This window comes from Streptomyces sp. NPDC030245 (genome assembly GCF_055572995.1).
The window spans coordinates 290270-302747 of sequence record NZ_JBVICF010000007.1 but is presented as its reverse complement, the minus strand read 5'-3'; the positions used below and the strand labels follow the sequence as shown (position 1 = coordinate 302747).

General features: G+C 68.5%; 11 protein-coding genes. 8 read left to right on the top strand and 3 right to left on the bottom strand.

Annotated elements, in window-relative coordinates; genetic code table 11:
- The first annotated feature begins 144 nt into the window (after nucleotides 1-144).
- From ACZ4Z4_RS20980 to ACZ4Z4_RS20970, 3 genes are read left to right on the top strand one after another with little or no spacing between them, the layout of a single operon-like run.
- On the top strand, nucleotides 145-819 hold the full coding sequence (locus tag ACZ4Z4_RS20980; protein WP_468329096.1) for a DUF4097 family beta strand repeat-containing protein: 675 nt from the start codon (nucleotides 145-147) through the stop codon (nucleotides 817-819).
- A gap of 33 nt (nucleotides 820-852) precedes the next feature.
- Nucleotides 853-1812, top strand: coding sequence for an ATP-binding cassette domain-containing protein (locus tag ACZ4Z4_RS20975; RefSeq protein WP_468329092.1), 960 nt, complete (start codon nucleotides 853-855; stop codon nucleotides 1810-1812).
- Nucleotides 1809-2612, top strand: a complete 804-nt coding sequence (locus ACZ4Z4_RS20970; protein WP_468329089.1) for an ABC transporter permease — start codon at nucleotides 1809-1811, stop codon at nucleotides 2610-2612. Before ACZ4Z4_RS20975 ends, ACZ4Z4_RS20970 begins: the two co-directional genes overlap by 4 nt.
- Nucleotides 2613-2693: 81 nt before the next feature.
- On the opposite strand, the gene ACZ4Z4_RS20965 is transcribed toward ACZ4Z4_RS20970, so the two are convergent.
- Complete coding sequence (locus ACZ4Z4_RS20965; protein WP_468329086.1) at nucleotides 2694-4976, bottom strand: (Fe-S)-binding protein; 2283 nt, start codon at nucleotides 4974-4976, stop codon at nucleotides 2694-2696.
- A 359-nt stretch (nucleotides 4977-5335) separates the two neighbouring features.
- Here ACZ4Z4_RS20965 and dnaK point away from each other — a divergent pair, with 359 nt between their 5' ends.
- From dnaK to ACZ4Z4_RS20940, 5 genes are all read left to right on the top strand, one after another.
- Nucleotides 5336-7201, top strand: coding sequence for a molecular chaperone DnaK (dnaK, locus tag ACZ4Z4_RS20960; RefSeq protein ID WP_468329083.1), 1866 nt, complete (start codon nucleotides 5336-5338; stop codon nucleotides 7199-7201).
- Nucleotides 7201-7932 (top strand): nucleotide exchange factor GrpE, encoded by a 732-nt coding sequence (gene grpE, locus ACZ4Z4_RS20955; protein ID WP_468329079.1) that lies wholly within the window; start codon nucleotides 7201-7203, stop codon nucleotides 7930-7932. Before dnaK ends, grpE begins: the two co-directional genes overlap by 1 nt.
- A 33-nt stretch (nucleotides 7933-7965) precedes the next feature.
- Nucleotides 7966-9156 carry a molecular chaperone DnaJ gene (dnaJ, locus tag ACZ4Z4_RS20950; RefSeq protein ID WP_398302090.1) on the top strand — a complete coding sequence of 397 codons (1191 nt, stop codon included), beginning with the start codon at nucleotides 7966-7968 and terminating at the stop codon, nucleotides 9154-9156.
- Nucleotides 9157-9159: 3 nt separating this feature from the next.
- Nucleotides 9160-9615 carry a heat shock protein transcriptional repressor HspR gene (locus tag ACZ4Z4_RS20945; RefSeq protein ID WP_468329076.1) on the top strand — a complete coding sequence of 152 codons (456 nt, stop codon included), beginning with the start codon at nucleotides 9160-9162 and terminating at the stop codon, nucleotides 9613-9615.
- A 132-nt stretch (nucleotides 9616-9747) separates the two neighbouring features.
- On the top strand, nucleotides 9748-10263 hold the full coding sequence (locus ACZ4Z4_RS20940; protein ID WP_468329073.1) for a hypothetical protein: 516 nt from the start codon (nucleotides 9748-9750) through the stop codon (nucleotides 10261-10263).
- Nucleotides 10264-10502: 239 nt separating this feature from the next.
- On the opposite strand, the gene ACZ4Z4_RS20935 is transcribed toward ACZ4Z4_RS20940, so the two are convergent.
- Both ACZ4Z4_RS20935 and ACZ4Z4_RS20930 read right to left on the bottom strand, forming a co-directional pair.
- A complete protein-coding gene (locus ACZ4Z4_RS20935) occupies nucleotides 10503-11339 on the bottom strand; it encodes a helix-turn-helix transcriptional regulator (protein WP_468329071.1) in 837 nt (278 codons plus the stop codon).
- A gap of 101 nt (nucleotides 11340-11440) precedes the next feature.
- Nucleotides 11441-12439 carry a helix-turn-helix transcriptional regulator gene (locus ACZ4Z4_RS20930; protein WP_468329069.1) on the bottom strand — a complete coding sequence of 333 codons (999 nt, stop codon included), beginning with the start codon at nucleotides 12437-12439 and terminating at the stop codon, nucleotides 11441-11443.
- Between the last annotated feature and the right edge of the window lie 39 nt (nucleotides 12440-12478).

Here is a 12478-nt window from a genome sequence, read left to right as displayed (position 1 = left end):
CAATGAAATGGGGCCTCTGGCCTGCGTATACAGGAGTCAGATGCAACGAAGTTGTTGCCTCGTCCATGAATGCAACGTAGCTTTTCTCTCGTCGGAAACACCGAGCCCCGCAAGCCCAACCGGGCCCAACCCAAGGAGCACACCATGCAGAAGTTCGCCACCCCCGCCCCCATCTCCGCCGTCCTCGACATCCCCGCCGGCCGCATCCAGCTCATCGCCGCCGACCGCGACGACACCGCCGTCGAGGTCCGGCCCGCCGACGCCTCGAACGGCAAGGACGTGAAGGCGGCGGAGCGGATCGTCGTCGCGTACGGCGACGGCGTCCTGCGGATCGAGGCCGCCGAGCCGAAGAACCGCCTCCTCGGCAACGGCGCCGGATCGGTCGAGATCACCGTTCAGCTGCCCGCCGGATCCAAGGTCGAGGCCAAGGCGGCCGCCGGCGAGCTGCGTGGCGTCGGACGCCTCGGTGACGTCGTCTTCGAGGCCGCGCAGGGCTCGGTCAAGCTCGACGAGGCCGCGGACGCCGTCCTCTCCCTGATGGCGGGGGACGTCGCGGTGGGCCGGCTCACCGGGGCCGCGAAGGTCGACGTCCAGAAGGGCGCCATCCGCGTCGCCGAAGCCGTCCGCGGCGCCCTCGACCTGCGCACCGAGGCCGGGGACATCTCGGTCGGCGTCGCCCGCGGCGTCTCCGCCTCCCTGGACGCCGGCACCACCTACGGCCGGATCCACAACGCCCTCATGAACGCCGAGGGCCCCGACGCCGGCCTGTCCATCCGCGCGACCACCTCCTACGGCGACATCGCCGCCCGCAGCCTCTGACCGTTGCCACAAGCCTCTGAAGGAGCAGTCACCATGACGGACGACCTGGCCATCGCGGCGTACGGGTTGCGCAAGGCGTACGGGGACAAGACGGTCCTCGACGGCATCGATCTGGCCGTGCCGGCCGGCAGCGTCTTCTCCCTGCTCGGCCCGAACGGCGCCGGCAAGACCACCGCCGTCAAGATCCTCTCCACCCTCATCACCGCCGACGGCGGCCAGGCCCGCATCGCCGGACACGACATCGCCACCGACCCCCAGGCCGTACGCGCCGCCATCGGCGTCACCGGACAGTTCTCCGCCGTCGACGGCCTCATCACCGGCGAGGAGAACATGCTCCTCATGGCCGACCTGCACCATCTGGGCCGGAGAGAAGGGCGGCAGGTCGTCGCCGAGCTGCTGGAGCGGTTTGATCTCGGTGGCGTCGCCAAGAAGCCTGCCGCTACTTACTCCGGTGGTATGAAGCGTCGGCTCGACATCGCCATGACCCTGGTCGGCAGCCCGCGCATCATCTTCCTCGACGAACCGACCACCGGCCTCGATCCGCGCTCCCGTCACAACATGTGGCAGATCATCCGCGGTCTCGTCGCCGACGGCGTCACCGTCTTCCTCACCACCCAGTACCTGGAAGAGGCCGATCAGCTCGCCGATCGTATTGCGGTCCTGAACGACGGGGCCATCGCTGCCGAAGGCAGTGCGGAGGAGTTGAAGCGGCTCGTCCCGGGCGGGCATGTGCGGCTGCGCTTCAGCGATCCTGCCGCCTATCGGAGCGCCGCCCGCGCCCTGCCCGACGCCACCCGTGACGACGAAGCACTCGCCCTGCACCTCGCCAGCGACGGCAGTCAGCGCGCCCTGCGCGCCGTCCTCGACCGGCTCGACAGCGCCGGCATCGAAGCGGACCAGCTGACCGTCCACACCCCCGACCTCGACGACGTCTTCTTCGCCCTCACCGGCGGCACCGACGTCCGCGACCAGACACAGGAGAGCGTCCGATGAGTGCCAGCCCCTTCTCCCTCGCCGTGCGCGACTCGTCCACGATGCTGCGCCGCAACCTTCTCCACGCCCGCCGCTACCCGTCCCTCACCCTCAACCTGCTGCTCACCCCGGTCATGCTGTTGCTGCTCTTCGTCTACATATTCGGCGACGCGATGAGTTCAGGAATCGGTGACGGCAGCGGGGGCGCGGATCGCTCCGCCTACATCGCGTACGTCGTCCCCGGCCTGCTCCTGATGACCATCGGCAGCACCGTGATCGGAACCGCGGTCTCCGTCTGCAACGACATGACCGAAGGCATCATCGCCCGCTTCCGCACGATGGCCATCCACCGCCCTTCGGTGCTCATCGGGCACGTCGTCGGCAGCGTGCTGCAAGCGGTCGCGAGCGTCGTCCTCGTCGGCGCCATCGGCGTGGCCATCGGCTTCCGGTCCACCGACGCCTCCGTACTGGAATGGCTGGCCGCGTTCGGGCTGATCGTGCTCTTCGCGACGGCTCTGACCTGGATCGCGGTCGGCATGGGCCTGGTCAGCCCGAACGCCGAGGCCGCCGGCAACAACGCGATGCCGCTGATCCTGCTGCCGCTCCTCTCCAGCGCCTTCACGCCGGTCGACTCGATGCCCGGCTGGTTCCAGCCGATCGCCGAGTACCAGCCGTTCACCCCCGCCATCGAGACCCTGCGCGGCCTGCTGCTCGGCAGCGAGATCGGGCACCACGGATGGCTCGCCGCCGGCTGGTGCCTGGGGCTCGCGGTGCTCGGCTACTTCTGGTCGACGTCGAAGTTCAACCGCGACCCGAAGTAGTGACGCGGTACCCATGGATGCAACGCGAACAGGCCGGTCCCGCCCGAAGGCGGAACCGGCCTGCACCGTTGTGACGTGCCGTTACTTCACCGGCTCGGGTTCCGGCTCGTCCGCCGACTCGGCGTCGCCCGCCGGGTCGACCGGCGTCTTCACGGAGTCGAGGAGGAGCTGCGCGACGTCCACGACCTGGAGGGACTCCTTGGCCTGGCCGTCGTTCTTCTTGCCGTTCACGGAGTCCGTGAGCATGACGAGGCAGAACGGGCAGGCGGTCGAGACGATGTCGGGGTTGAGCGACAGCGCCTCGTCGACCCGCTCCGTGTTGATGCGCTTGCCGATGCGCTCCTCCATCCACATGCGCGCACCACCGGCGCCGCAGCAGAAGCCGCGCTCCTTGTGGCGGTGCATCTCCTGCTGGCGCAGGCCGGGGACGGACGACATGATCTCGCGCGGGGGCGTGTAGACCTTGTTGTGGCGGCCCAGGTAGCACGGGTCGTGGTAGGTGATGAGGCCCTCGACCGGCGTCACCGGGATCAGTTTGCCCTCGTCGATGAGGTGCTGGAGCAGCTGCGTGTGGTGGATGACCTCGTAGTCGCCGCCGAGCTGCGGGTACTCGTTGGCGATGGTGTTGAAGCAGTGCGGGCAGGTCGAGACGATCTTCTTGGCCGTCTTCGGCTTCCGCGACTCGGGCGTGACCTTGCCGTCGTCGTCGAACTCCTCGCCGAACGCCGCGTTCAGCGTCATGACGTTCTCCTGGCCGAGCTGCTGGAACAGCGGCTCGTTGCCCAGGCGCCGCGCCGAGTCACCGGTGCACTTCTCGTCGCCGCCCATGATCGCGAACTTGACGCCCGCGATGTGCAGGAGCTCCGCGAAGGCCTTCGTGGTCTTCTTGGCGCGGTCCTCCAGGGCGCCGGCGCAGCCGACCCAGTACAGGTACTCGACCTCGGTGAGGTCCTCGACGTCCTTGCCGACGACCGGCACCTCGAAGTCGACTTCCTTCGTCCACTCCAGGCGCTGCTTCTTGGCGAGGCCCCAGGGGTTGCCCTTCTTCTCCAGGTTCTTGAGCATCGTGCCCGCCTCGGACGGGAACGCGGACTCGATCATCACCTGGTAGCGGCGCATGTCGACGATGTGGTCGATGTGCTCGATGTCGACCGGGCACTGCTCGACGCAGGCGCCGCAGGTGGTGCAGGACCACAGGACGTCCGGGTCGATGACGCCGTTCTCCTCGTACGTGCCGATGAGCGGGCGCTCGGCCTCCGCGAGGGCGGCGGCGGGCACGTCCTTCAGCTGCTCCTCGGTCGCCTTCTCCTCGCCCTCCATCGTCTTGCCGCCGCCCGCGAGCAGGTACGGGGCCTTGGCGTGCGCGTGGTCGCGCAGCGACATGATGAGGAGCTTGGGGGAGAGCGGCTTGCCGGTGTTCCAGGCGGGGCACTGCGACTGGCAGCGGCCGCACTCGGTGCAGGTGGAGAAGTCGAGGATGCCCTTCCAGCTGAACTGCTCGACCTGGGAGACACCGAAGACGGCGTCGTCGGCCGGGTCCTCCCAGTCGATCGGCTTGCCGCCCGACGTCATGGGCTGAAGCTCGCCGAGCGTCGTACCGCCGTCCGCCTCGCGCTTGAACCAGATGTTCGGGAAGGCGAGGAAGCGGTGCCAGGCCACACCCATGTTGGTGTTCAGGGAGACGACGATCATCCAGATGAAGGAGGTCGCGATCTTCAGCCCGGCGAAGAAATACGTGAGGTTCTGGAGGGTGGAGAGGTCCATGTCCGCGAACCACTGGACCACCGGGTACGAGATGAAGAACGACGCCTCGTAGCTGTCGACGTGGTGCTGGGCACCCTCCAGGGCGTGCAGCGTGAAGATGCAGACGCCGACGATGAGGATGACGGACTCGACGAAGTACGCCTGGCCGGTCTTCGATCCCGCGAAGCGGGACTTGCGGCCCGGCTTTCCGGGCTTGTTCAGCTGCCGGATGACGATCAGCGTGAGGATGCCGAGCACGGTCATGGTGCCGATGAACTCGACGAAGACGTTGTACGGCGCCCAGTCACCGATGACCGGCAGGATCCAGTCGGCCTGGAAGAGCTGGCCGAAGGCGTTGACGATCGTCAGCAGCAGCGAGAAGAAGCCCACCGCCACGAACCAGTGCGCGAAGCCGACGATGCCCCACCTGTTCATGCGCGTGTGGCCGAGGAACTCCTTGACCACGGTGAGGGTGCGCTGGACCGGGTTGTCGGTCCTGAGTCCGGCGGGCACGGGCTGACCGAGCCGTACGAACTTGTAGATCTGCACGATGGCACGGCCGAACAGCGCGACGCCGACCGCGATTAGGACCAGCGACACGATGATCGCGGCGAGTTGCATTGGGGGCTCCTCGGGCCTGCGAGGCGAACTATTACTAAGCGGTAACTTATGCAGTCCGTCTGAGACTACCCACTTACTCCGCCGCACTGTAGCCAGCAACCCGGTGATCTGCGTCGCTCAGGCAACCCTGAGCGGCGCCTGACGCCGCCGGCCGCGGTGGCGCTGTTCAGGGGCGCGGGGAACTGCGCGACCAGCCACGACGCGCCCGCGGCCGAAAAACCACCCCCGGGAGGCCCCATACCTGCGCGTAAGCGCGGGATAAGACTTGAGTGCCCCAGACTCACATCTGTTGACGCCGACGCAGCGCTCATGCATGCTTGAGTCAGATCCACTCAAGAAGTACATCTGGAGGAACCGAAATGGCACGTGCGGTCGGCATCGACCTGGGCACGACTAACTCCGTCGTCAGCGTTCTCGAAGGCGGCGAGCCCACCGTCATCACCAACGCCGAGGGCGCCAGGACCACGCCGTCCGTCGTCGCCTTCGCGAAGAACGGCGAGGTGCTCGTCGGCGAGGTCGCCAAGCGCCAGGCGGTCACGAACGTCGACAGGACCATCCGGTCGGTCAAGCGCCACATGGGCACCGACTGGAAGGTGGACATCGACGACAAGGGATTCAACCCCCAGCAGATCTCGGCGTTCATCCTTCAGAAGCTGAAGCGCGACGCCGAGTCGTACCTGGGCGAGAAGGTGGCCGACGCGGTCATCACCGTCCCGGCGTACTTCAACGACTCCGAGCGCCAGGCCACCAAGGAGGCCGGCGAGATCGCGGGCCTGAACGTCCTGCGTATTGTCAACGAGCCGACCGCCGCCGCCCTTGCCTACGGCCTCGACAAGGACGACCAGACCATTCTGGTCTTCGACCTCGGTGGCGGCACCTTCGACGTCTCGCTCCTCGAGATCGGCGACGGCGTCGTCGAGGTGAAGGCCACGAACGGCGACAACCACCTCGGTGGTGACGACTGGGACCAGCGCGTCGTCGACTACCTGGTCAAGCAGTTCAACAACGGCCACGGCGTGGACCTCTCCAAGGACAAGATGGCGCTCCAGCGCCTGCGCGAGGCGGCCGAGAAGGCCAAGATCGAGCTGTCCTCCTCCACGGAGACCACGATCAACCTGCCCTACATCACGGCCTCCGCCGAGGGCCCGCTGCACCTGGACGAGAAGCTCACGCGCGCCCAGTTCCAGCAGCTCACGTCCGACCTCCTGGAGCGCTGCAAGACCCCGTTCCACAACGTCATCAAGGACGCGGGCATCCAGCTGAGCGAGATCGACCACGTCGTTCTCGTCGGTGGCTCCACCCGCATGCCCGCCGTCGCCGAGCTCGTCAAGGAGCTCACCGGCGGCAAGGACGCCAACAAGGGTGTGAACCCGGACGAGGTCGTCGCCATCGGCGCCTCGCTCCAGGCCGGTGTCCTCAAGGGTGAGGTCAAGGACGTCCTGCTCCTCGACGTGACCCCGCTCTCCCTCGGCATCGAGACCAAGGGCGGCATCATGACGAAGCTCATCGAGCGCAACACGACCATCCCGACCAAGCGGTCGGAGATCTTCACGACGGCCGAGGACAACCAGCCGTCGGTGCAGATCCAGGTCTACCAGGGCGAGCGCGAGATCGCGGCGTACAACAAGAAGCTCGGCATGTTCGAGCTGACGGGCCTGCCGCCGGCCCCGCGCGGCGTCCCGCAGATCGAGGTCTCCTTCGACATCGACGCCAACGGCATCATGCACGTGACCGCGAAGGACCTCGGCACGGGCAAGGAGCAGAAGATGACCGTCACCGGTGGCTCCTCGCTGCCGAAGGACGAGGTCAACCGGATGCGCGAAGAGGCCGAGAAGTACGCGGACGAGGACCACGCCCGCCGCGAGGCCGCCGAGGCCCGCAACCAGGGCGAGCAGCTCGTCTACCAGACCGAGAAGTTCCTCAAGGACAACGAGGAAAAGGTCCCCGGTGACGTGAAGACCGAGGTCGAGGAAGCCGTCAATGAGCTGAAGGAGAAGCTCAAGGGCGAGGACACGGCCGAGATCCGCACCGCCACCGAGAAGGTCGCCGCCGTCTCGCAGAAGCTGGGCCAGGCGATGTACGCCGACGCCCAGGGCGCGCAGGCCGCGGGCGGTCCCGAGGGCGCCGCCCCGGGTGCCGACCAGGCCAAGGAGGACGACGGAGTCGTCGACGCCGAGATCGTCGACGACGAGAAGCCCGGAGACGCGAAGGGTGGCGCCGCCTGATGACCGAGGAGACCCCGGGCTTCGGCGAGGACGCCGAGAAGCCTGACGTCCCCTCCGGCGCCACCCCTGATGACGCGGCGCCGAAGGCCGCCGAGCCCTCCACCGAGGAGGGCCCGGCGGCCCCGGCCGGGGACGCAGCAGAGAGCAAGACGTCCGCCCAGGATGTGGGCCTGACCGCCCAGCTGGACCAGGTGCGCTCCGCGCTCAACGAGCGCACCGCGGACCTCCAGCGGCTTCAGGCCGAGTACCAGAACTACCGCCGTCGGGTGGAGCGGGACAAGGTCGCGGTGAAGGAGATCGCCTCGGCGAACCTCCTCTCCGAGCTCCTCCCCACCCTCGACGACATCGGCCGCGCGCGTGAGCACGGCGAGCTGGTCGGCGGCTTCAAGTCGGTCGCCGAGTCGCTGGAGACCGTCGTCGCCAAGATGGGCCTCCAGCAGTTCGGCAAGGAGGGCGAGCCCTTCGACCCGACGATCCACGAAGCCCTGATGCACAGCTACGCACCGGACGTCACCGAGACGACCTGCGTCGCGATCCTTCAGCCGGGGTACCGGATCGGCGAGCGCACCATCCGCCCCGCGCGGGTGGCCGTCGCCGAGCCGCAGCCCGGCGCGCAGACCGTCAAGGGCGAGGATTCCGACGGCTCCACGGCCTCCGCGGGCTCCGCCGGCTCCGCGGCCGCGGAGCAGAAGACGGACGAGAAGGAGACCGGTGGCCCGGACGAGGGCTGACGGTCACGACATGAGTGAGGAGGGACGTCGGGGATGAGCACCAAGGACTTCATCGAGAAGGACTACTACAAGGTCCTCGGCGTCCCCAAGGACGCCACCGAAGCCGAGATCAAGAAGGCGTACCGGAAGCTCGCCCGCGAGAACCACCCGGACGCCAACAAGGGCAACACCAAGGCGGAGGAGCGCTTCAAGGAGATCTCCGAGGCGAACGACGTCCTCGGGGACCCCAAGAAGCGCAAGGAGTACGACGAAGCGCGTGCTCTCTTCGGCAACGGTGGATTCCGGCAGGGCCCCGGAGCCGGCGGCGGATCGTTCAACTTCGACCTGGGCGACCTCTTCGGAGGCGGCGGCCCGGGTGGCGGTGGAGCGGCCGGCGGCTTCGGGGGCGGTCTCGGTGACGTCTTCGGGGGCCTGTTCAACCGCGGCGGCGCGGGTGCCGGAGCCGGCACGCGTACGCAGCCGAGGCGCGGCCAGGACATCGAGTCCGAGGTCACGCTCAGCTTCACGGAGGCGGTGGACGGCGCGACGGTGCCGCTCCGCATGTCCTCCCAGGCCGCCTGCAAGGCGTGCTCCGGCACCGGCGACAAGAACGGCACACCGCGCGTGTGCCCGACCTGCGTCGGCACGGGCCAGGTCTCGCGGGGCGGCGGCGGAGGGTTCTCCCTCACCGACCCGTGCATGGACTGCAAGGGCCGTGGGCTCATCGCCCAGGACCCCTGCGAGGTCTGCGGCGGCAGCGGCCGCGCCAAGTCGTCGCGCACCATGCAGGTGCGGATCCCGGCCGGTGTCTCGGACGGGCAGCGCATCCGCCTGCGCGGCAAGGGCGCGCCCGGCGAGCGGGGTGGTCCGGCGGGCGACCTCTATGTCGTCGTGCACGTCGACAGCCACCCGGTCTTCGGCCGCAAGGGCGACAACCTCACGGTCACGGTTCCGGTGACGTACCCGGAGGCGACGCTGGGCGGCGAGGTGAAGGTGCCCACCCTGGGTGGGCCACCCGTCACCCTGAAGCTCCCCGCAGGCACGCCGAACGGTCGTACGATGCGGGCCCGCGGAAAGGGCGCGGTCCGCAAGGACGGCACCCGGGGCGACCTCCTGGTGACGGTGGAGGTGTCGGTCCCGACATCCCTGTCGGACTCGGCGAAGGAAGCTCTGGAGTCCTACCGCAAGGCGACTGCGGGCGACGACCCGCGGGCAGAACTGTTCCAGGCCGCGAAGGGAGCGTGACCCATGGATAGGGTCGGCCGTCGTCATAATCCGTACCAACTCACCGACGAGACACCCGTGTACGTCATCTCGGTGGCCGCCCAGCTGAGCGGTCTGCACCCGCAGACCCTGCGGCAGTACGACCGCTTGGGTCTGGTCTCCCCGGACCGCACGGCGGGCCGCGGCCGACGCTATTCCGCCCGCGACATCGAGCTGCTCCGCACGGTGCAGCAGCTGTCGCAGGAAGAGGGCATCAACCTCGCCGGCATCAAGCGCATCATCGAGCTGGAGAACCAGGTCGCGGCGCTCCAGTCGCGGGTCGCGGAGCTCTCCGCGGCCGTGGACGGCGCCGCCGCGGCGATGCAGCAGCGCGAAGCGGCGGTGCACGCCTCGTACCGCCGTGACCTCGTCCCCTACCAGGACGTGCAGCAGGCGAGCGCGCTGGTGGTGTGGCGCCCCAAGAGGGCGACGGAGCAGTAGTTCCCGCGGCCGGTTCGTCCCGGTCACGGGCTGAGTACGCTGAAGCGGGGCCGGGAGGTTTGATGACCTCCCGGCCCCGCTTCGACGTGTGTATGGGCGTACGTGTGTACGGGTACGGGGAGTTGAACTGACATGGCCATGGTGGGCCTGTTCTGGATCGCCGAGGGCGATGTGTACGTGGGGGCGAAGCCGGCCGGGCTCGCTCCCGGGGTGCGGCTGACGCCGGAGGGCGTACTGGCCCTCGGCGACAAGCAGTCCGGCATGTGGCCGTGGGAGGACGTGCGCGCGCTGACCGTCGACGACGTCCCCGTGAAGTCCCTGAAGCGGCACGTGGGCGTGGTCGTCGACCTGGCCCTGACGGTGGGCCTCGGCGGCGGCGACGAGGCTCCGACGATGACGGTGCGGCTCACGGACGCCGAGGGCGAGGAGACGGAACTGACGGCGTACACGGCGGCGGCGGTCGGCTACTCCCGCACGGAGTACGACCTCTCCCGAGCCCTCCTCGCCCACCTCACCGAAGGCGCGGGCACCCTTCTCACCACGCTGGCCGCGATGTCCGACTGGGGCCGCCGCCACGAGGGCGGGTCGCCGCGGGCGTCGGAGCGCGAGGAACTGCTGCGCGAGTGGGGCGGCTCTTTGACGCCGTGACGTGAGAGCGCCCCGGGCGGCTACGGGGGAGCAGCCAGCCGGGGCGCTCGGGGGAAGCGGGAGGGGGCCGACTAGATGCCCCCGCCGCTGCACCGAGCTTGCCGTGCGGGGAGGCGCGGCGGTAGCGCCATCTTGTTGCGGTGCAGCGAGCTGAGGAGGGAACAAGAGGGCGCAATACGCACATCACGGACCGAACTGGCCCCCCGGGGGCTAGGCGGGCCCCCGATCAAGAACTCCGATCAAGAACTCCGCTCAAGAACTCCTGACCGCGCTATGAGATACCCCAGTTGGGCGCGGCTGTTGCTGCCGAGGGTGGCGGCGAGTTTGGCGATGTGGACGCGGGCGGTGCGGATGTTCATGCCGAGGCGGGTGGCGATCTCGGCGTCGGTGAGGCCTTCGACGAGGAGGCCGGCGATGGCGTGCTGTCGGGGGGTGATGCCGTTCTCGGCGGGTTGGGGAGCGGCTTGCGGCCACATGGGGGTGGCCAGGCGCCACAGCCGCCAGAAGGTGGTGGCGAAGTACTCGACGAGGGCGGGCTGGCGCAGTTCGAGGGCGACGCTGCGGTCCTTGCTCGCCGGGATGAACGCCACGGTCCGGTCGAAGACGAAGAGCCGGTCGGTGACCTCGTGGAGGGTGCGCGCCTCGGTGTCGCCGTCGAGCTGTTCGAAGTAGGCGAGCACGGGCAGAGAATGGCGCGTTGTGTGCTGGTAGAGGGTCCGCATCCGGCAGCCCCGGGTGAGGATGGCCTGGTCCCGGGGGAAGACTTCGGCCAAGGTCTCGGGGGGCCGGGTACCGCCGGGCTGGACGGCCAGGAACTCCTCGGTGACCTCGTTCATGGCGCGGTCGATGGCCGCGTTGATGCGGTCGAGTCCGTCGAGCACGGTGACGGTGGTGCTGGTGGGGTGCAGCCACTGCGGGTCGTCGGGGCCGGGTTGCAGGAGGCCGAGACGGACGAGGCACGGGGCCGGTTCGGCGGCGTTGCGGTTGATCCGGCCTTCACGCAGGGCGCGGGCGTAGACGGACAACCCGGCTTCACAGATTTCCTCGAACGAGTGCGGTAAGTGCTTCGTGGCCATGCGAGCCCCCTCCTGCCTGGTTGAAGCGTCGCGATTCTATGCAGGCGGGGTGAGCCGGGGCCGGATGCCGCAGGTGAAGTGTCTGCTTCTGGACGGCTGTTTCAGGGTGTCCGGTTCTGGGGTCGCCCCTGCTCGAGAATCCCTGCTTGACCTATCAGATATCCGAGTTGGGCGCGGCTGTTGCTGCCGAGGGTGGCGGCGAGTTTGGCGATGTGGACGCGGGCGGTGCGGATGTTCATGCCGAGGCGGGTGGCGATCTCGGCGTCGGTGAGGCCTTCTATGAGGAGGCCGGCGATGGCTCTTTGCCGTGTGGTGATGCCGTCCCGTGGGGCTTGCGGTGCGGTGTACGGGAACATCGGCGTCGCCAGGCGCCACAGGCGGTAGAAGGTGGTGACGAGGTAGTCGACGATGGCCGCGTGCCGGATCTCCAGGGCCACGGGACGCTTCGGGTCCTTGACGGCCGGAATGAAGGCCACGGACCGGTCGAAGACGAAGAGGCGTTCGGTGACTTCGTCGAGGGTGCGGACTTCGGCGTCGCCGCGGAGTTGTTCGTAGTGTGCGAGGACCGGTAGGGAATGGCGCGTTGTGTGCTGGTAGAGAGTGCGCATGCGGCCGCCTCGGGACAGGATCTCCTGTCCGCGGGGCAGTGATTCCGCCATCTGCTTGGGCAGGCGGGCCCCACCGGGTTGCACGGTGAGCACTTCCTCGAAGGTTTCCGCGACCGCTTGGTCTATCGCCGCGTCGATGCGTGCCATGCCGTCCAGGACGGTGATGGCGGAGGTCTCGCCGCCGGCGGTGACCTGGCTGCCCAGGGAGAGAAAGGAGCTGAACGTCGCCGTCAGCTTCTCCTCCCGGCGCCGGTGATGGCTTATGCGGTCCTCTATGACGCGAAGCAGGTGGGGGAGGGCTGCGGCGGGCGGGGTGGGGTGGAGCCACTGCGTATTGTCGATGTCAGGATGCAGCAGGCCGAAGTCGATGAGACAGGGGCTCGCTTCGGCTTCCTTGCTGCGGATCCGCCCTGCCCGAAGTGCGCGGCTGTAGATGGCTGAGCCTGCTTCGCAGAGTTCCTCGACCCCGTGCGGCACATGCTCGGCGACCATGTGGCGTCCCCTCCCCGGTGCTTCAAGCGACGCGATTGT